General features: G+C 64.3%; 22 protein-coding genes. 20 read left to right on the top strand and 2 right to left on the bottom strand.

Translation table 11 applies throughout. The features are described from left to right. Positions 1-98 precede the first annotated feature (98 nt). The 7 genes from HD883_RS26370 (at position 99) to HD883_RS26340 (ending at position 6,824) form a co-directional block, all read left to right on the top strand. Positions 99-1,724, top strand: a complete 1,626-nt coding sequence (locus HD883_RS26370) for a flagellin N-terminal helical domain-containing protein (protein WP_179590770.1) — start codon at positions 99-101, stop codon at positions 1,722-1,724. Between the two features lie 250 nt (positions 1,725-1,974). After that, positions 1,975-2,337, top strand: coding sequence for a flagellar protein FlaG (locus tag HD883_RS27885; RefSeq protein WP_179590060.1), 363 nt, complete (start codon positions 1,975-1,977; stop codon positions 2,335-2,337). Between the two features lie 37 nt (positions 2,338-2,374). Beyond that, complete coding sequence (fliD, locus tag HD883_RS26360) at positions 2,375-3,850, top strand: flagellar filament capping protein FliD (RefSeq protein ID WP_179590062.1); 1,476 nt, start codon at positions 2,375-2,377, stop codon at positions 3,848-3,850. Positions 3,851-3,996: 146 nt separating this feature from the next. Beyond that, a complete protein-coding gene (gene fliS / locus HD883_RS26355; protein ID WP_179590064.1) occupies positions 3,997-4,404 on the top strand; it encodes a flagellar export chaperone FliS in 408 nt (135 codons plus the stop codon). Positions 4,405-4,750: 346 nt separating this feature from the next. Further along, entirely contained in the window at positions 4,751-5,008 is a 258-nt protein-coding gene (locus tag HD883_RS26350; RefSeq protein WP_179590066.1) for a flagellar protein FliT, read from the top strand. A 56-nt stretch (positions 5,009-5,064) separates the two neighbouring features. Next, positions 5,065-6,342, top strand: coding sequence for a flagellar hook-length control protein FliK (fliK, locus tag HD883_RS26345; protein WP_179590068.1), 1,278 nt, complete (start codon positions 5,065-5,067; stop codon positions 6,340-6,342). Beyond that, positions 6,339-6,824 (top strand): EscU/YscU/HrcU family type III secretion system export apparatus switch protein, encoded by a 486-nt coding sequence (locus HD883_RS26340; protein ID WP_179590070.1) that lies wholly within the window; start codon positions 6,339-6,341, stop codon positions 6,822-6,824. The genes fliK and HD883_RS26340 overlap by 4 nt, the downstream gene beginning before the upstream one ends. Here the strand turns inward: HD883_RS26340 and HD883_RS26335 are convergent, their stop codons facing one another. Together HD883_RS26335 and fliE are read right to left on the bottom strand one after the other, a co-directional pair. Further along, positions 6,825-7,487: a glutathione S-transferase family protein gene (locus HD883_RS26335; protein ID WP_179590072.1), complete on the bottom strand. Its 663-nt coding sequence runs from the start codon at positions 7,485-7,487 to the stop codon at positions 6,825-6,827. It abuts the gene before it with no gap. A gap of 81 nt (positions 7,488-7,568) precedes the next feature. Further along, complete coding sequence (gene fliE / locus HD883_RS26330) at positions 7,569-7,925, bottom strand: flagellar hook-basal body complex protein FliE (protein WP_257022695.1); 357 nt, start codon at positions 7,923-7,925, stop codon at positions 7,569-7,571. Between the two features lie 222 nt (positions 7,926-8,147). Here fliE and fliF point away from each other — a divergent pair, with 222 nt between their 5' ends. From fliF to fliR, 13 genes are all read left to right on the top strand, one after another. Beyond that, a complete protein-coding gene (fliF, locus tag HD883_RS26325; protein WP_179590074.1) occupies positions 8,148-9,815 on the top strand; it encodes a flagellar basal-body MS-ring/collar protein FliF in 1,668 nt (555 codons plus the stop codon). Positions 9,816-9,948: 133 nt separating this feature from the next. After that, positions 9,949-10,962, top strand: coding sequence for a flagellar motor switch protein FliG (fliG, locus tag HD883_RS26320; RefSeq protein ID WP_179590075.1), 1,014 nt, complete (start codon positions 9,949-9,951; stop codon positions 10,960-10,962). Continuing rightward, the gene (locus HD883_RS26315) at positions 10,955-11,755 is read left to right on the top strand and encodes a flagellar assembly protein FliH (RefSeq protein ID WP_179590077.1); all 801 of its coding nucleotides are present in this window, start codon (positions 10,955-10,957) and stop codon (positions 11,753-11,755) included. The genes fliG and HD883_RS26315 overlap by 8 nt, the downstream gene beginning before the upstream one ends. Then, a complete protein-coding gene (gene fliI, locus HD883_RS26310; RefSeq protein WP_179590079.1) occupies positions 11,748-13,172 on the top strand; it encodes a flagellar protein export ATPase FliI in 1,425 nt (474 codons plus the stop codon). Before HD883_RS26315 ends, fliI begins: the two co-directional genes overlap by 8 nt. A gap of 28 nt (positions 13,173-13,200) precedes the next feature. Next, on the top strand, positions 13,201-13,656 hold the full coding sequence (gene fliJ, locus HD883_RS26305) for a flagellar export protein FliJ (protein WP_179590081.1): 456 nt from the start codon (positions 13,201-13,203) through the stop codon (positions 13,654-13,656). Next, positions 13,653-15,101 carry a flagellar hook-length control protein FliK gene (locus HD883_RS26300; protein WP_179590083.1) on the top strand — a complete coding sequence of 483 codons (1,449 nt, stop codon included), beginning with the start codon at positions 13,653-13,655 and terminating at the stop codon, positions 15,099-15,101. Before fliJ ends, HD883_RS26300 begins: the two co-directional genes overlap by 4 nt. Positions 15,102-15,226: 125 nt before the next feature. After that, complete coding sequence (locus HD883_RS26295) at positions 15,227-15,745, top strand: flagellar basal body-associated FliL family protein (RefSeq protein WP_179590085.1); 519 nt, start codon at positions 15,227-15,229, stop codon at positions 15,743-15,745. A gap of 63 nt (positions 15,746-15,808) precedes the next feature. Then, entirely contained in the window at positions 15,809-16,816 is a 1,008-nt protein-coding gene (gene fliM, locus HD883_RS26290) for a flagellar motor switch protein FliM (RefSeq protein ID WP_179590087.1), read from the top strand. Then, complete coding sequence (fliN, locus tag HD883_RS26285; RefSeq protein ID WP_179590090.1) at positions 16,806-17,243, top strand: flagellar motor switch protein FliN; 438 nt, start codon at positions 16,806-16,808, stop codon at positions 17,241-17,243. The genes fliM and fliN overlap by 11 nt, the downstream gene beginning before the upstream one ends. Positions 17,244-17,245: 2 nt before the next feature. Continuing rightward, a complete protein-coding gene (gene fliO, locus HD883_RS26280) occupies positions 17,246-17,608 on the top strand; it encodes a flagellar biosynthetic protein FliO (protein WP_179590092.1) in 363 nt (120 codons plus the stop codon). Next, the gene (gene fliP, locus HD883_RS26275; RefSeq protein WP_179590094.1) at positions 17,605-18,390 is read left to right on the top strand and encodes a flagellar type III secretion system pore protein FliP; all 786 of its coding nucleotides are present in this window, start codon (positions 17,605-17,607) and stop codon (positions 18,388-18,390) included. Before fliO ends, fliP begins: the two co-directional genes overlap by 4 nt. A 33-nt stretch (positions 18,391-18,423) precedes the next feature. Beyond that, positions 18,424-18,696, top strand: a complete 273-nt coding sequence (gene fliQ / locus HD883_RS26270; RefSeq protein ID WP_179590096.1) for a flagellar biosynthesis protein FliQ — start codon at positions 18,424-18,426, stop codon at positions 18,694-18,696. A gap of 11 nt (positions 18,697-18,707) precedes the next feature. Beyond that, a complete protein-coding gene (gene fliR, locus HD883_RS26265) occupies positions 18,708-19,481 on the top strand; it encodes a flagellar biosynthetic protein FliR (protein WP_179590098.1) in 774 nt (257 codons plus the stop codon). Positions 19,482-19,533: the final 52 nt, after the last annotated feature.

Raw genomic sequence — 19,533 nt, 5'->3', positions numbered from 1 at the left:
CCAGGCCGCGCCGCGACATGCAGCGATGAGTCCTGGTGAACGAAACGGGCATATCGGTCCCGCAACTGAAATGTGACTCACCCCCAGGGAGATACGTCATGGCACAAGTCATCAATACCAACATCGCTTCGCTCAACGCTCAGCGCAATCTGAATTCGTCGCAATCGGCCACTACGACTTCGCTGCAACGCCTGTCGACTGGCCTGCGTATCAACAGTGCGAAAGACGACGCTGCCGGCCTGGCCATCTCCGAGCGCATGTCCACGCAGATACGAGGTCTGAACCAGGCCGTGCGTAATTCGAACGATGGCATCTCGCTGGCACAGACCGCTGAAGGCGCCCTGGCGCAGATTGGTACGAACCTGCAGCGTATTCGTGAGTTGTCGGTCCAGTCCGCCAACGCGACCAACTCGGCAGACGACCGCGCAGCGCTGCAAAAAGAGGTGTCACAGCTGTCGTCTGAAATCGGCCGCGTAGCCAAGGACACGTCGTTCAACGGCACGAGCCTGATCGACGGCAGCTTCACCAGCAAGGCCTTCCAGGTCGGCGCCAACCAAGGCCAGACCATCAGCATCAACGGTATCGCCAACGCCAATGTGAACGCACTGGGTTCGTGGACCAGCAAGGACACGTCGGCCATCGTGGCAGGCACAGCGGCAGCCGGTCAATCAGTCGCTGCGGTCAGCGGCAAGTCGGTGATTTCGGTTGGTGATATCACTGCGCCTACGGCAGGAACGGCGACGACACTGAACTACGCTGCCGGCACCGTTACGGTCAACGGCATGCAATTGGACGTCGCCGCTGTCAGTACCGCAAAGGCAGCGGCTACGCCTACCGCAACTGAAACGCAGTTGGCCAAGGGCACCCTGCTCACCAACATCGCCAAGGCGGTCAATGATGCCGGCATTCCAGGTCTGACCGTTAGCGCGTTGAAGGCCGACGGCACTGCGGCTACCGCACCAGCGGATATCGCGAGTCTGAGTTTCGCCAACACCGGCAAGACGGAATTCATGACGACGGGTTCGACCTTCGCCGGCACCACCGTCACCAAGCCGGCGACTCCCGCCTCGAAGAACTTCGCGGCTCTCGCTGCAGACACCTTCAAGGTGAACGGCGTCTCGATCGAAGCCATCGGTGCGACGACCAGCGAGTCAACCCGCCTGTCCGCCTTGGCAAACGCCATCAACAACAAGACCTCCGAAACGACTGTCACTGCGACGGTTGACAATGGTCGCCTGAAGCTGACTTCGGACAAGAAGGACGTCGAAATCACAGCAGGCGCCGCTGCGCTGCCAAAACTGCTCGACGGCACGACGAACTCGACTCTGGCTAACGAAACCGGCCTCACGATCGGCTCCAGCAAAACCCTGGCCGGCGCCACTGCTTTTGCCAAGGGTGCGCAGCAAACCGGCTTCGCCAACCTGGACATCTCGACCGTCGACGGCGCGGATAACGCCATCAAGGCCATGGACGCCGCGCTCAAGAGTGTGAACGAAGCCCGCGCTGACCTGGGCGCCATCCAGAACCGGTTCAGCTCGGTGGTTTCGAGCCTGGAAACGACGTCCGAGAACCTGTCTGCGTCGCGCAGCCGGATCCAGGACACCGACTTTGCTGCAGAAACCGCGTCGCTGACCCGCGCGCAGATCCTGTCGCAAGCGGGTACCGCGATGCTGGCCCAGGCCAACTCGCTGCCGAACAACGTGTTGACGCTGCTGCGTGGTTGATTCGGAACTGACCTGACCGGACCGGGCGTTCGACGGTCCGTTGCGAGGCTGGCACAACGGCCCACATGGCGACATGCGGGCCGTTGTGGTTACGTTGCAGCAGGTATCAGGACAACTAGGGACTTTTGTCAAAAGTCTTCGGCCGGCACGCGGCGCTCAAGATTTCCGATGGCGATCCGTTAATCAGTCATGGACGACGATGGGGCTATCTTGAACAGGCCCGACGCGACGACAACGCACCGGAGCAAACATGAGCATCAATCCTGTTGGATACCCTGTCGATAATCGTATAGCCGGCACCAGCCGGCCTGCCGCGGCGGACCCGGTTGTCATCCAGGCGGCCAACGCGGCGCCCGATCTGGGACTGCCAGTGACATCGCAGGTGCCTGACGTCGGGCAGTTGCAAGACGCGGTAGATACCTTCAATCAGTACATCCCGATGGCTGCGAACAATCTGTTGTTTTCGATCGACGAAGACAACGGCACCGTCGTGGTCAAGATCGTGGACACCACTACACAAGACGTGATCCGTCAGATCCCGTCGGTCGAAGCACTGGAACTCAGCCGGTCGCTCGACAAGCTCAAGGGGCTGCTGCTCCAGGGCAAGGCTTGAACGCAATCGACGGCAACCGAACCGCAAGGAATTCACCATGGCAACCGTAGGCGTCAATTTGGGGACCGGCTCTGGCCTGCCCCTCGAAACTCTCGTTACCAACCTGATGAACGCGGAGGCCGTTCCGCTCACCAAGCTGCAGGCGAAAGAGGCGGCGACCACCTCCAAGGTGTCCGCGCTCGGACAGCTCAGTGGATCGCTGACGTCGGTCCGTGAAGCCTTGCTCAAGCTGACCGACACCAACTTCAACAGCGGCACGGCGACCGTTTCCGAAAAGGACATCGCCACCGTCACGGCCACGAACAAGGCCGCCAAGGGTTCCGTATCACTCGAAGTCCTGCAACTGGCCCAACAGGAAAAAGCGGTCAGCGGCTCGCTGACATCGGCTGACGCCAAGGTGACGACGGGCCAATTGTCGTTCACGTTCGGCAAGGTCGCGAACGGCGCGTTCACCGCCGATGCCGACCTGCCCACCCAGACCGTCACCATCACCAGCGAGACCAATACCCTGTCAGGCGTGCGCGATGCGGTCAACAAGGCAGGCATCGGCATCACGGCCAGTCTGGTGAACGACGGGAATGGCTCCCGCCTGGTATTCAGCAGCAGCCGCACCGGCGCCGAAAAGTCTTTCCAGATCCAGGGTCTGCCAGACGGAACGACCCCGGCGGACGCGTCCTTGTCGATGTTCGACTACAACCCGAGCACGGCGCCTACCTATACGCAGGGTTCGGCCGCGACCGGGATGGCGCGGCTGCAGCCTGCCGGCGACGCCAAAATCCTTCTGGACGGTCTGGCCATCACCAAGCCAGACAACATCGTCAGTGATGCGATCGACGGACTGACCCTGACGTTGACCAAGACAGGCACCACCAAAGTGACGGTGTCGCAGGATCTGGCGAGCGTCAAGACATCGGTGCAAGGCTTGGTCACGGCGTACAACGCCTTTCTGAACACCTCCAAGCAACTGTCCGTCAACAACCCCAGCCCCACGAAGGGCACGACTTCATCATCCAACGGCCCGCTGGCCGGCGACAGCATCGTGCGCGATGTGACAGCCAAGCTGCGCGAGCAGCTTTTTGCGCCTGTCGCGGGGGCAACCGGTGCGTACACATCGTTCGGATCGCTTGGCGTGGCATTCCAGAAAGACGGCACGCTCAAGCTCGACGCCGCCATGTTCGACAAGGCCATGGCAGCCGACCCTGCGGGCGTGGCCAACCTGTTTGCCGATACCCCCAACGGAGCGGGGTCCGTCGGCCTGTCAAAACGGTTCGTTGACGCCATCAACACGATGGTCGACAAGACAGGATCCATTCAGACACGCGTGGACGGTCTCGGGGCCACGACCAAGATCCTTCAGGCTCAACAGAAATCACTCGAGGATCGCCTGGTGCAGATTGAAGCTGGCTATCGCACCCGTTTTGCCGCCCTGGACAAACTGGTCACGGGCATGCAGGGCACGCAGAACTTTCTGACCCAGCAGCTGGAATCCCTTGCATCCATGCGCAACGGCTGACATCCCAAACGCGGAAACGACAGGATTAATCCCCTCATTTCCACCTTTAGGATATTTGTGTCCAGCCGTTAATACCCTTGTAACGCGATGTGGTGCAAGGGTCGGCCCCTCCGACCTCGACGGGCATCCTCGCGCAGGAGATCACTTTGTCGGGATTCGCAAATTTTGGCGCGCGGGCGTACGCCAGCGTCGGGGTCGAAACCGGGGTATCGGTATCCACGCCACACGAACTGATTCTGATGCTTTACGACGGGGCACTTGAATCCCTGCGTCTGGCGATTGGTTGCATCACGGCGAACGATCCTATTGGTCGCGCCAAGGCCGTCTCGCGCGCGGCCCGCATCATCGATGAAGGCCTGCGCGCCAGCCTGGACCACAAGTCTGGCGGCGACATCGCCCTTCAACTGGATCGCCTGTACGACTACATGTGCCGACGCATTCTGCAGGGCAGCACCGACAACGATGCCGCTCCACTGGAAGAAATTGCGGAAATGATCGACGGCTTGCGCAGCAGCTGGCTGGCTATCGAACCTGGCGCCCACGCGGCAGCGTAAGGCATCAACTTGCGGACGGCGCGGCAGCGGTTCGCGCGTCGCTCCTTACGCGGATATACGTACGTTCTTTCTCGTAATGGCGGTCGTGGGTAGTCGTTGACATACTGCCGACCGCAGCCAATCGGTGCTGTCGTACCGGCGTTGTTTTCGAACTACCCGTTTCTTGCCCTTTTATCCCGGCTCGCGCTCAGCCACTACGGCACTCGCCCGCCTCTCTTGGTCCTTATCCAGGTCCTTTATGTCGCCCAATCTCGCAGTGCACGCCGCAGCGCCCAACACCCCGTCAAGGGGTTCCGAGACGACCCTCCAATCCGTTTACGAGGGATTTGCTGAAATCAGTTCCGCCATGCTGGACGCCGCCGAGCGCGGCGACTGGGACGCCGTGACGGCGGGCGAGCAGTCGTGCGGGCGCTTGATCGACTTTCTCAAGCACGCCAGTCTGGTCCCGATCGACGAGGCCGAACGGCTCGAATGCATGCGCCTGGTGCGCAAGGTGCTGGCGGACGACGCAGCCATTCGCGGACTGGCGCAGCCGCGTCTGGCAGAACTGGATAGAATCCTCAGACCGACACCTGGACGGATGCGCACGCATTCCTTCCGCTGACCGCTTTTCCCTTTTGTTGACAGGCTGCCGATGGCGCGACGTATCGCGAGAACCCCGTGGTAACTGACGCGCGCAATGCACGGCCGGTCAGTCCTGTCACGTCGGTCCAATCGTGGGAACGGTATCGCGAGGACGCCCGTGAGGCGATCCTGGCCAAGCTGGCCAGCGGCCCCGGCGGCAAAGGCAGCCCGGTTGATGTGTCATCGGGCCGGACACCTCCGCCCTCTCAACCAGCGGGGTTGGTGCGCGCGACGGTGCTACAGGCCAACAGCGAGTCCGAAGCACTGGTCGATATCGGCGGCAAGTCGTACCTGATCAATACGCGCCAGGCGCTCGCCGAGGGTGCAAACGTCATTTTGCGGCTGCTCGATTCCCGTGAGTTTGCCCAGGGTGGTCCGGCCACGACGCGGGTGCGTGCCGGCGCTCAGACTGCGGATGCCGCCGCAACCGGCGCTGCTGGCGATATCGCGGACGCGCCCGATATCGATCCGGTCACCGGTATTCGCCGGGTAGGTATCGCTCCCGTGGCGTTGCCGGCATTGGCCGAACTGAAGACGGCGTCGAGTGAGGTCAACGTCCAGTTGAGCGGATCGGCGCGTTTGCTGTCTGCCCTGGCCTCGTCTCCCGACAGTCCGCAACGCCTTGTGCCCTTGGCGCCCCTGGCGCTCGACGGGCAGACGGACACCACGGCGTCTGCGCAAAAAATCCAGCACGCCGTCGAACATTCCGGACTGTTCTACGAATCCCATCTGCAGGAATGGCAGGAAGGCCGGCGGTCGCTGGATGCCTTGCGGGCCGAACCGCAGGCTGCGCTGTCGCCGGGCGTGCCCGCCAAGCCGGATGCCGCCGGAAAAACAACGGACATGGCGCCCCTGCCCTCCACGCCCGAACAAAGCGCCGCCAAGGGCCTGCAGGCCGCCTTGGGCGCGATTCCCGCCGATGTCCGGCCGATCGTCCAGGATCAGATTGCGCTGCTCGAAACCGGGCGCATGGGGCTGCTGGGTTCCTGGGAAGGACGACCGTTTTCCCTGGAAATCGAACCCGACGACAATGGGCCGCGGTCCGATGACATCCCGCTGTCCTGGCGGGTCAAGATCCAGATCGACGCGCCGAATCTGGGCAAGCTCGAGCTCGACGTGGCGCTGGCAGGCACGCAGGCGAATGTGACCGTCCGGCCCGATGGCAAGACCACCAAGGGCCAGGCACTGCGGGATCTGCAGGCGGCATTGACGTCGACGTCGGCCGAACTGCAAACGTCGTTGGACGCCCGCGGCTTGCAGATGACCGGCCTGAGTGTGGCGCCGGCGACACGATCAACGGCGGATCGGTCATGAGTGTTCCCCACGAAACCTCGCACGGCCTGGGTAACGGCCCGCCCCTTGAGGGCGACAACACGGCCGATCCGAAACGCCACCTGGCGGTCGCGCTGCGATATGAACGCGAACGCAAGACGCCGGTCGTGGTGGCCAAGGGCAGCGGGCTGGTGGCCGATGCCATCCTGAAGCAGGCTCGCGATGCCGGCGTATTCGTGCACAGCTCTCGCGAATTGATCGATCTGCTCATGAAAGTGGATCTGGACGCACGTATCCCTCCGTCCTTGTATGTGGCGGTGGCGGAAGTCCTGGCGTGGGTCTATCGGCAGGATGAGCGGGCGGGTGCGCGGGTGGCGGGTGACCTGCCAGTGGGGAGTCCGGTGGCCGGCCTGGGAAATCCGGTGGCCGGCACGGGCAGCCCCGGCAGGGGCAGCGCAGGCACGGGCAGCGCAGTCAGTGCGCCAGGCGTGAACCCGACGGGGGCATCGGCGAATCGCCGCTGACTATTCCCGTTCCAGGCGTCCCATTGCCACGAACCCGGGCAAGGCCTCGATCTGTCGCAGCCACGCGACAACGGCGGGATAGCCCTCCAGCATCACGCCGCCCTCGGGCGCATGGGCCACGTAGGTATATAACGCGATGTCGGCGATGCTGACGCTGTCGCCTGCGAGATACGGCCACGCGCTTAATTGCGTTTCCAGCACCGCCAGCAATCCGTGGGCGGCATCGATCGCGGCGGTCGGGTCCTGATCGAGCTTATAGACCCGGATCCGCCTGGCGAGTGCCGGCCCCGACACCAGTGGACCCGCTGCCACGGACAGCCAGCGCTGGATGCGGCTCCGGGTGATGGCGTCGCCCGGATACCACGGCGTTCCCGGCACATAACGGCTGGCCAGGTACACCAGGATCGCGTTGGAGTCGGTCAGGACCACCCCGTCGTCAATCAGTACCGGCACCTGCCCGAAGGGATTCAGGGCAAGGAAGTCGGGCTGCCGATGTTCGCGTTTGAACAGATCGATGTCGACGGAGCGACAAGGAATATCCAGCAGCGACAGGAATAACTGGACGCGGTGCGAGTGCCCGGACAGCCGATAGCGGTACAGCGTGACGCCACCCACACAGTCGTGTGGGGACGGAGCAACAGCCGTCGCTGCCAGGGAAGTCATATCAGCAGGAATACACAGAGAGAAGAGCCCGAGGATGTGAGACGGCAGCAACACCAGCCTGCCGTGGCGCCGTGACCACGCTTACACCGGCATGTTCATGACGTCGGTATACGCCTGCACCACCTTGTTGCGAGCCTGGGTCAGCATCTGGAACGACAGGCTCGCCTTGTTCATGGCGATCATCGTCTGCTCGAGGCCCACTTCCGGGTCGCCCATCTGGTAGCCCCGTTGCAACACTTTGGATTGGTTCTGTGCGGAATTCACCGACTGGATCGCACTGGACAGGATGTTGGAGAAGCTGGGCGCGGGACCTTCCGCTGCGCCGCCGCCAATCAGTGCTTCGGGGCGTCCGAGCATCTGCGCGGCCCGCGCCATGCCGGTGGACGCGCCTTCCGATGCGGCCAGCGTGGAAGACAAGACGTTCTGGATGCGGTCCATGGTGGAAGCCCGGCGATGAAAAGATGGGGCAATGATATAGGGCACCCCTGGCGCAAGAGCAGGAGAAGTGGGGGGTAATCCTGCGTCTATTCGACACTTGCTTGTGACATTTTGCATCATGTAATGCATGTATTCAGGAATGGGTCAGTGCCCGTGCCTGGCGCCATCCGGCACAGGCATTCCACGCATCCGCACGAGTACCCAGGCATTTCCGCATCAGTCATGGCAGACGCTCTCGATCCCTCTCTCAACGCGCCTTCGCCGGCACGGACGAACCCATTCCAGGAGGCTCTGGGCCGCCTGTCGAATCGCAACCGGCTGGCACTGCTGATCGGGATCCCGTTGCTGATCGCGATCGTTGCCGCGACTTTGCTGTGGACGCGTGAACCCGCCTACCGCGTGCTGTTCAGCGGTCTGTCCGACCAGGACGGCGGCGCCATCCTGACGGCGCTGCAGGCCCAGAAGATCCCGTACAAGATGACCGACAACGGCAGCGCCATCATGGTGCCGCCGGAACGCGTGCATGAAATTCGTCTTGGCCTGGCGTCGCAAGGACTGCCGCGCGCCGGCAACGTCGGTTTCGAATTGATGGACAACAGCCGGATGGGGCTGACGCAGTTCCAGGAACAGGTGAACTACCAGCGCGCGCTGGAAGGCGAGCTGTCGCGATCGATCCAGAGCCTGGGATCGGTCAAGTCGGCGCGGGTGCATCTGGCGATTCCGAAGCCCAGCATCTTCATCCGTGAACAGAACCGTCCGACGGCGTCCGTGCTCGTGCAGATGTATCCGGGCCGCCTGCTCGAACGTGCCCAGGTGGCCGGCATCGTGCACCTGGTGGCCTCGTCGGTCCCGGAAATGGCGACCAGTGCCGTCAGCGTGGTGGATCAGACAGGCGCCCTGCTGTCGTCGGGCGAAATGACGGGGTCGGGCCTGGATTCCAGCCAGATGGAATACCTGCGTGCGATGGAGCAGCAATACACCCGCCGCATCGCCGACCTGCTGACGCCGATTGTTGGCGGGCAGAACGTGCGCGCCCAGGTCGCCATCGACCTCGACTTCAGCCGTGCCGAACAGACCGACGAAATCTACAAGCCCAATACCGATGCGACGCAGGCAGCCATCCGCAGCCGGCAGTCTTCCGAATCGCATGATCCGGTGCCGGTCGCGAACGGCGGTGTACCGGGTTCGCTGTCCAATACGCCGCCAGGCGTTGCCACGGCGCCGATCACGGGCAACGCCGCCACCAACCCGACCGCGACGCCCGCACGTCCCAATGCGCCGGTGCCGGAAAGCGTCAAGCGCGCCGACACCACCAACTACGAAGTCGACAAGACCGTGCGCTATGTGCGGGAGCCGGTTGGCCGCGTGCGTCGCATCTCGACCGCCGTCGTGGTCAACCACCGTAGCAGCACGGTCAATGGCGCCGTGGTGAACACGGCCCTGACGCCCGAAGAACTCGCCCAGATCAAGGCGCTGGTCAATGACGCGGTCGGCTTCAGTCCTGACCGGCGCGATTCGGTGTCGGTCATCAACATTCCGTTCAACGAGAACGCGCTGGAAAAGCCGGAAGAAGTGGCGTTCTGGCAGCAGTCCGAAGTGATCGGCCTGGCGCGCGAGATTGCCATCGGGCTGATCGTGGCGATCGCCGTGCTGTACCTGATTCTGGGTGTGATCCGGCCGGCCGTCCGCCAGATGACCGCGCCGCCCCCGCCGCCCGAACCCGTCGTTCCCAATTACGGTTTGAATCTGCCGCCGGAAGCCGGCGTGGCGGGCGAAGTCGAAGCAGCCGAAGATCCGCTTGAACGTGTGCGGCGCTTTGCCCGCGACAACCCGCAAGTGGTCGCCAATGTCATCCGCCAGTGGGTGAACGACCCGCAGTCGGCACCTTGATGCCAGCTGCCCCGATGACATCCGCCATGACGTCACCCGTCACAACCGCACCCGCCACGACGACATCAGCCACCGTGCTCACGCCGGCCGATCTGATTTGTCGAATTCTTTCCATGCGAGCCCCATCATCGCCATGCTGACCCCCTCCTCCAGTGTCGATCAAGGTGTGACCGACGGCGCCATCCTGCTGCTCTCGCTGGGCGAAGAGGAAGCCGCGGCCGTGCTGAAGTACCTTGCGCCGCGTGAGGTGCAGAAGCTCGGCACGGCCATGGCCGGCATGCAGGGCATTGCGCGCGAAGACATGGATTCGGTGCTGGCCCGTTTTGAAGAAGACATCAGCGACCACACCGGCATCGGCACGGATTCCGATGCCTACCTGCGCAACGTGCTGACACGCGCGCTGGGTACGGACAAGGCCGGTTTCCTGCTGGATCGCATTCTGCACACCGGCGATACGTCGGGCATCGAAAGCCTGAAGTGGATGGACCCGACCGGGGTGGCCGAACTGATCCGCCACGAACATCCGCAGATCATTGCGTCGATCCTGGTGCATCTGGAGCCTGACCAGTCGGCGGCGGTGCTGAACAACCTCACTGAACGGGTGCGGTCGGACGTGCTGCTTCGGATTGCAACGCTGGACGGCATTCAGCCGGCGGCCCTGCGCGAGCTGAACGACGTGCTGCTCAAGATGCTGTCGGGCAACGAACAGATCAAGCGCCGCAAGCTTGGCGGCATCAAGACCGCGGCTGACATCCTGAACTACGTCGGCACGACGAACGAAAATCAGATCATTGCGTCGGTGCGCTCGGTGGATACCGAACTTGCCCAGCGCATCATCGACGAGATGTTCACCTTCGACAATCTGCTCGAAGCCGACGATCGCGGCATGCAGATGCTGCTGCGCGAAGTCACGCCGGACGCGCTGGTCATGGCGCTCAAGGGCGCCAGCAACGAACTGCGCGACAAGATCTTCCGCTGCATGCCCACGCGCGCCGCGCAGCAATTGCGGGACGACCTGGAAACGCGCGGCCCTGCCCGCATTTCGGAAGTCGAAGCGCAGCAGAAGGAAATCCTCAAGGTGGCGCGCCGCCTGGCGGAGTCCGGCGACCTGGTCATCGATGGCGTAGGCGAGGAACAGTATGTCTGACCGGCTGCTGCATCGCGGGCGCATCCTGTCGGCCGACGAAGGCGAGGACCTGCCCGTCTGGAAATTGAAGGCCTTCCCGGCGGGTTCGGAGGGTCAGTATCGACGCCGTCCGCAAACCCTGGCCGAGAAGATCGCGGCCGAACAATTGGCGTCCAACTCTCTGGCGGCGCGGTCGCGTCCGGTCGAACCCTTGCGGCCCGTCGCCGCGGCGCCTGCGCCGGCCGCCAAGCCCAAACCCGCGGTCGACCCAGCCGAAGTCGAACGGATCCGGAAAGAAGCGTTCGACGAAGGCTACGCCGCGGGCTACGACAGTGGCGCGTCGGCCGCGCACGACGAAACCGAGCGGTTGCGCATCCTGGCGGACAGCGCGGGCGCCGTATTCGAAACGTTCGAGCACACGCTGGCCCCGGCCCTGCTGGAACTGACCATGGCAGTGGCGCGGCAGGTGGTGCGACGCGAACTGAGCACGGACAGCAACGTGGTGCTGTCCGTGGTGCGCGACGCCTTTGCGCAACTGACCGGCGGCGAAACGGGCAAGCAGCTGCTGCTCAATCCCAACGATATCCAGCTGGTCCGCGCGCACCTGGGCGAAGAACTGACGTTGGGTCAATGGAAGCTGGTCGAAGACAGCCGGATCGATCCAGGGGGTTGCCGTATTTCGACCCAGCAATCGGCAGTCGATGGCACGGTCGAAACGCGCTGGAAGCGTGTGGTCGCCACGCTGGGATCCCGCGCGCGCTGGGTGACCGACGCCGACGGAAAAGACGACGACGAGGATGCGGGCGATGCCTGACGCCGCCATTCGCCTTGGCCGTTTCCTGTCCGCCTGCCAGACGCGGGTGGAACGCGCGAGCCCGCTCGCCGTGCATGGACGGCTGACGCGGGTTGCCGGCCTGGTGATGGAAGCCGTCGGCCTGAAGCTGGCCGTCGGCAGCACCTGCCTGATTTACCAGAACGACGTGCTGGCGGCCGAGGCCGAAGTGGTGGGATTCAACGGCGAGCGGGTGTTTTTGATGCCGTCGACCGAAGTGCACGGCCTGACCGCAGGCGCCCTGGTGATGCCATTGGAAGTGGCGCGGCACGCCCCGGTGTACGCGGGGGAAGGCGAGCCGTTTCCGAACGACGACGACATGCCCGAAGAACGGACCAAGCACCTGCCCGTGGGCGAAGCGCTGCTGGGCCGGGTGGTCGATGGCGCCGGGCGTCCGCTGGACCGGCTGGGCCCGATCCAGTCGTCGCATCGCGCGCCGCTGGCGGCCCGATCGATCAACCCCATCGAGCGTCAGCCGATCGAACGGCCGCTGGATGTGGGCGTGCGCGCGATCAACGCGATGCTGACGGTGGGCCGCGGCCAGCGGATGGGCCTGTTTGCCGGGTCCGGTGTCGGCAAGAGCGTGCTGCTGGGCATGATGGCGCGGTTTACCGAAGCCGACGTGACGGTGGTGGGCCTGATCGGCGAACGGGGCCGCGAGGTCAAGGAATTCATCGACCACATTCTTGGCGCGGAAGGCCTGAAGCGGTCGGTAGTGGTGGCCGCGCCGGCCGATGCCGCGCCGCTGATGCGCCTGCAGGGCGCCGCCTACGCCACGGTGCTGGCCGAACACTTTCGCGACGAAGGCAAGAATGTCCTTCTGATCATGGATTCGCTGACCCGCTACGCAATGGCCCAGCGCGAGATCGCGCTGGCCATCGGCGAGCCGCCAGCCACCAAGGGCTATCCGCCGTCGGTGTTCGCCAAGCTGCCCGCGCTGGTGGAACGCGCCGGCAACGGCACCCACGGCAAGGGATCGATCACGGCGTTCTACACGGTGCTGACCGAGGGCGATGACCAGCAGGATCCGATCGCCGATTCGGCGCGCGCCATTCTGGACGGCCACATCGTGCTGGACCGCGCGCTGGCCGACACGGGCCACTACCCCGCCATCGATATCGAGCAGTCGATTTCGCGGGCCATGCACAACATCGTCGACGCGCGCCAGCAACAAGGCGCACGCACCATCAAGAAGTTGTTTTCGCGGTACCAGCGTTCGCGCGACCTGATCCAGGTGGGCGCCTACATCCCGGGCAGCGACCCGGAGCTAGACCGTGCGATCGCCGCGCACGGCACCATCAGTCAATTTTTGCAGCAAGGGATCCAGGCGCAAGCGCCCTACCCCGACAGCTGCGCGGAACTCGCCCTGATCGCCGACCAGTTCGGCGGCCAGGCCTGAGCCGGCTCACGCAAGAGAGGAATGCATCATGGCTTCCAGCGCCACCCTGCACACGTTGATCGAGCTCGCCGTCGAGCGCAAGAACAAGGCCGCCCAGGAATTTGCCCGAAGCGCCGCTGCGCACAAGCACGCGTGCGAACGGCAGGTCCTGATCGAAAGCTACCGCGCCGACTACGAGCTGCGGATGCGCACGCAAGCCGGCACGGGCATCGACGGCACGCGCGTCAGCAACTACTCCCGCTTCATCCAGCAGTTGTCGGAAGCGGTGGAGCAGCAGCGGCTGGAAGTGGACCGGTGCGCCCGCCTGTTGCAGCAGACGCGTAATGCTTTCTTCGAAGAAGAACGCAAGGTCAAGTCGTTCGAAATCCTGGCCAAGCGCGAGACGGATCGCAAGACCTCGTCCGAAGCGAAGAAGATCCAGAAGCAGATCGACGAGTTTGCCAGCCGCAAGGCCTACAGCACGGCCAGCGGGTTCTCGCTATGAGCGCCGCGTCCAACGCATCGGCGCCGGTGTCGGCCGGCAACGTGCTGTTTGCCGCGCCGCCGCCCCGGCATGCCCAGCCTGCCAAGGACGACAGCTTCAACGCGGCCATGAACCGGGCAGCCGAATCGCAGGCTGCGGCATCCCGTGCCGCGGCGCGCGCGCGTGACAACGCACCCAAGGACAGCAGCGCGGCCGCAGCCCAGGACGGCGCGCCGGCCGATATGGCCAATGCACCCGCCGGCCCGGGCGATGCCCAGTGGCTTGCGCAGTTTGCCGCGATGATGGGACATGCGCACCCGGGCTTTCCGGGAACCTTGCCGGCGCAGGCAGGGGCGGGTGCAGCGTCCGGTGAAGGAGTCAACGGCAGCGGCAACGGCAGCGCCAGCGTGCCCCTGCCGGGCCAGCCGGGTTTCGCCGCAACAGGGGCCGGCACGGCCACGGCAGGTCTGGACGGCAAACCGGTGGATCCGTCCGCCACGGCCGCCGACGGCGTGCTGTCGCTGGCGGGGCTGAATGGCCAGGCGCCCACGGACACGGAATTTTTGGATCGTCTGGCATCGATGGTGTCAGGGGGATCGGGACGGCGCGCCGATGGCGTGACCGGATCGTCCAAAGACGGCTGGGGCAATGTCGCCGACGCCGCCACCGACGCGGCCACGGGTCTCGTCAAGGGCGCGGCGGGCGCGCTGCTGCGCGGCGCCGACATCGTGCCAGGATTTGCCGCCGTGGCGGCAGCCGCCACGGCCGCTGCCAGCGTGGCCAATGCGGCGGCATCGGCTGTGTCGGCGGCCAGCGCGGCATTGGGGGGCGACGCCGCATCGGGTGGCGCGTCTGCCCTGCCCGGCGCAGCCGGCACCCCGGACGCCAGCGCAGCGGTGACCACCGCAGCGGTCGATGCGGCGGGAACTCCCGTGCCGGCGCATGGCGTCGGTGCGCACGCAACCCCTGCCAACAGCCGAGCCGACTCCCCGACCATTCCGGGCGCGCCCGCCTCGCTTCACGGTCAGGCACTGCAGGGCCGTCTGGACGAGGCCCTGCGCTGGATGACCGGCAACGGTCTGCAGAACGCCGAATTGCGCGTGACGCCGGATGCGCTGGGGCCGATCACCATCCATGTCCGCATGGATGGCGACACGGCTTCGGTTATGTTCGGCACCGCGCACGAGCAGACCCGCCAGGCCCTTGAAGCGTCCCTGGGCGGCTTGCGCGATGCGTTGGCCGCAGGCGGCATGACCTTGGGCGACACGTCTGTCGGAAGCGAACAACAACAGCGCCAGATGCTGGCGGATTTCGGCAACGGTGACCGTCGCCAGAACCGCGCCGACGCGGCGCCAGCCGAAGCGGTGTCAGCACTCGCTAGCGGCGCTGCAGCTGGCGTTGCTGGCGATACGACCACGCCGGCAGCACCTCGGCGCGGCAACGGTCTGTTGAACGTGTACGCCTGATCGGTCGTTCCACGAGATAACCGCGGGTTTCGTTCCCTGTTCCACGGATTGGCCCACCGGGGCCATCCCATAATCCAAGCTCGCACCTGCTTTCGGTGCGTCATTCCTACCCAGCGAGACGTTCCATGGCCGAGGCCACTGTTCCCCCCAAACGCCGCAAGACCCTGCTGCTAGTCATCGGCCTGGTCCTGCTTCTGGTCGCCATTGCGGCCGCCGCGGCATTCTTTCTGATCCGGAACAAGCAGCTCGAAGCCTACAGCTTTGGCGACGACACCGACGCGCAAGCGCAAGCCGCACAAGCCAAGAAGGCCCCCGAAAAGATCGACGCGTCCAAGCATGTGTTTGCCGCGCTCGAAATGTTCACGGCCAACCTGGCGGACCGCGATCGCGAACGTTTTGCACAGATCGCCGTCATGATCGAGGTCAAGGACGCCAAGGCCGAAACCGCGCTGAAAGCGGTCGTCCCGCCCATCCGCAGCGACATCCTGTTGATGCTCACCGCCAAGAACGCCGAAGACCTGTTGACGCTGGAAGGCAAGCGCAAGCTTGCGCAGCAGATCCTGGATATCGCGCGCGCGCGCATCGCCTCGGATTTCCGGGGCGAGGTGTATGCCGTGCACTTCTCCAGTTTCGTGATCCAGTAACGCCGGCGGCTTGCGTGCACCCTTCGACTCATTCCTTGCGTTCGGCATCGCGGAGCCCCAGCCATGGCGGGTGAATTTCTTTCACAAGACGAAGTCGATGCGCTATTGCGCGGCGTTACCGGCGAAAAAGAAGACAAGGCGACAGACGAAATCCCGGAAGACGGGATACGTCCGTACAACCTCGCCAAGCAGGAAAGGATCGTTCGCGGGCGCATGCCCTCGCTCGAGATCATCCATGACCGCTTTGGCCGCCTGCTGCGCACGGGGCTCTTCAACTTCATGCGCCGCAACCCCGAGGTCTCGGTGGGCCCGGTCAAGCTGGTCAAGTACAGCGAGTTCCTGCGCAACATCGTGGTGCCGACCAACCTGAACATCGTGTCGCTCAAGCCCTTGCGCGGCAATGCCCTGTTCGTGTTCGAACCGCGCCTGGTGTTCTCTGTGATCGACAACCTGTTCGGGGGCGATGGGCGCTATCACACTCGTGTCGAAGGCCGGGATTTCACGTTGACCGAACAGCGCATCATCCAGCGCATGCTGGGGGTGGTGCTCGACGAGTACGCCAAGGCGTGGGCAGCGGTCCACCCGATGCAGTTCGAATACCAGCGTGCCGAAATGCACACGCAGTTCGCCAACATCGCCACGCCATCCGAGATCGTCGTGTGCGCGACGTTTTCGATCGAGTTCGGATCGTCGGGCGGCGACCTGCACATCTGCTTCCCGTATGCGTCGGTCGAGCCGATCCGCGATGCGCTGTACAGCCCGGTCCAGGGCGATCAGATGGAACCCGACAAGCGCTGGCTGCGCATGCTGTCCAAGCAGATCCAGCTGGCGGATGTCGAGATGGTCGTGAACCTGACCGAGACGGACCTGCTGCTGCGCGACCTGCTGACCATGAAAGTTGGCGATGTCATCCCTGTCGACATCGCTCCCACCATTCCCGCCTACGTCGACGGCGTCCCCATTTTCGACTGCAAAGTCGGCGTGAGCAATGGGCAGTACGCGGTGCGTATCGGCAAGGTCCTGGCGACCTTGCAAGCGGACAACACCATTGGAGATGATCATGGCAACTGAAGAACCGGGCAGCGAATTGCCCGATGCCGAGTCGTCCGCCGACCTGGACTGGGCGGCCGCGATGGCCGAGCAGTCGCAGGCTGCGGCCGCCGCCCAGCCTGCACGCCTGGCCGACGAATTGTTCGAAGAGTTCGCCTCTGCGGCGCCGGCCAGTTCGCCCGCGCCCAACGACATCGAAATCATCATGGACATCCCGGTCACCCTGACCGTGGAACTGGGCCGCACCCGCATTCCGATCAAGCAGATCCTGCAACTGGCGCAAGGGTCGGTGGTGGAACTGGACGGACTGGCCGGCGAGCCGATGGACGTAATGGTGAACGGCTGCCTGATTGCCCAGGGTGAAGTCGTGGTGGTGAACGACAAGTTCGGCATTCGCCTGACCGACATCGTGACGCCGTCCGAGCGTCTGCGCCGTCTGAACCGGTAATCATGCTGCCAGGTCCTTCTTCTTTGCTGCAGACGGTGTTGGCGCTGGCCCTGGTGCTGGCGCTGATCCTGGCCTGCGCCTGGTGTTTCCGCCGCTTGCAGCGGCCGATGGGCGCATTTCAGGCGCCCATGCAGTTGCGTGGCCAGTTGATGGTCGGCCCGCGCGAACGGGTGGTGCTGATCGAGGTGGGCGACCAGTGGATCGTCGCGGGTGTGGCCGCGGGCAGCGTGCAGCCCCTGGCCGTCATGCCGCGCGGCGAAATCGCCACGCCGCCAGCGACCGGCGCCGGGTTTGGCGCAGGCAATGGCGCTGCCGTGCCGAATTTTGCGGCGCTGCTTGATCGCATGCGCAAGAAGTCATCATGAATGTTCGAAGCCGTGTGACGCGGGCACGATCCGGCGTCACCCCGGCGCTGGGCCTGGGCCTTGCGCTGATCTTGCTGCCTGCTGCTGCCGCATTCGCCCAGCAGGCAGGCATCCCCGCGCTGACCAGCAGCGCGGCGCCCGGCGGCGGTACGCAGTGGTCGCTGTCCTTGCAGACGCTGCTGGTGCTGTCGGCCCTGACCTTCCTGCCGGCCGTGCTGCTGATGATGACGGGCTTTACCCGCATCATCATCGTGCTGTCGCTGCTACGCAGTGCGCTGGGCCTGCAAGGCTCGCCGCCGAACCAGGTGCTAATCGGGCTGGCGCTGTTCATGACCTTTTTCATCATGACGCCCACGCTCGACAAGGTGTATGTCGACGCCTATCAGCCGTTCGAACGCGGCGAACTGGGATTTCCGGAAGCGTTGGACAAGGCGCAGGGTCCGCTCAAGGACTTCATGCTGAAGCAGACGCGCGAGTCCGACCTGGCGCTGTTCATCCGCTTGTCCAAGACCGAACCCGTGACCGAGGCGGCGCAGCTTCCGCTGCGGGTCGTGGTGCCCGCGTTCGTGACCAGCGAATTGAAGACTGCTTTCCAGATCGGTTTCATGGTGTTCCTGCCCTTCCTGGTGATCGACCTGGTGGTGTCGAGCGTCCTGATGTCCATGGGCATGATGATGCTGTCGCCGGTGCTGATTTCCTTGCCATTCAAGCTGATGCTGTTCGTGCTGGCCGACGGCTGGAATCTGCTGATCGGCAGCCTGGTGGCGAGCTTTGCCACGTAATGACCGCCCTACCCGCCTTCAAGTAACCCCCTCATGAACAATTCCGCCGGCGTCCTGACCCTTGCCCAGGACGCAATCATGGTTGCCCTGTATCTGTCCGCGCCCCTGCTGCTGGCGGCGCTGGTCGTGGGGCTGGTGATCAGCGTGCTGCAGGCCGCGACGCAGATCAATGAAATGACGCTGGCCTTCGTGCCCAAGCTGATCGCCATCTTCATGACGGCCGTCATTGCCGGACCGTGGATGATCACGATGATGACCGACTACATCAAGCGGCTGTTCGGCAACATTCCGTTCATGCTGGGCTAAGGCGGCGCGACGTGATCAGCTTTACCGATGCCGAGGTGCAGGCAGCGATTGCGTCGCTGCTGTGGCCTTTCATCCGTATCCTTGCGCTGATCCAGACGGCCCCGATCTTCGGCCACCGCGCCGTGCCGCAACGAGCCAAGATCGGCCTGTCGGCACTGATCACGATCCTGGTGGCGCCGCTGACGCAGGCACCGGTGGTGGACGCGTTTTCGGCAACGGGCCTGCTGCTGCTGTTCCAGCAGATCATTGTGGGTGTGTCGATGGGCTTTGGACTGCGCGCGATTTTTGGCGCATTCGAAATGGCGGGTGACCTGATCGGTCTGCAGATGGGTCTGGGTTTTGCGTCGTTCCTGGACCCCCAGCGCAACGCGCCGTCGCCGCTGCTCTCGACCTTCCTGATGATGTGCGCGATGCTGGTCTTCCTGTCGACCGACGGCCACCTGACCTTGCTGATGACGCTTGCCGACAGCTTTACCGTGCTGCCCATCGCCCCCTCGCCCCTGTCGGGCCTGGATTGGATGAAGCTGGCCGGGTTGGGAACGATCGTGTTTGCGGCCGGGGTCCAGATTGCGTTGCCGGTGCTGGCGGCCGTGCTGGCCTTGAACATCGCGCTGGGCTTTGTATCGCGCAGCGCGCCGCAGCTCAACATTTTTGCGCTGGGTTTTGCCATTACGCTGCTGGCGGGCATGTTGCTGCTGTGGCTGGCGCTGGGCCTGATGGCCGGGCCGATCGAGCGCATCGTAGGCATCCCGATCCCGTACTTCAAGACCGCGATCCGGCCCTGATCAGGCGGAAAGCCTGCACACCGCACGTGCCACGCTGCACGTAGCACGCCGC

Source organism: Pigmentiphaga litoralis, assembly GCF_013408655.1.
Classification (GTDB): domain Bacteria; phylum Pseudomonadota; class Gammaproteobacteria; order Burkholderiales; family Burkholderiaceae_B; genus Pigmentiphaga; species Pigmentiphaga litoralis_A.
The sequence above is the reverse complement of the archived record's forward strand: the minus strand, read 5'-3'. Positions and strand labels throughout refer to the sequence as shown.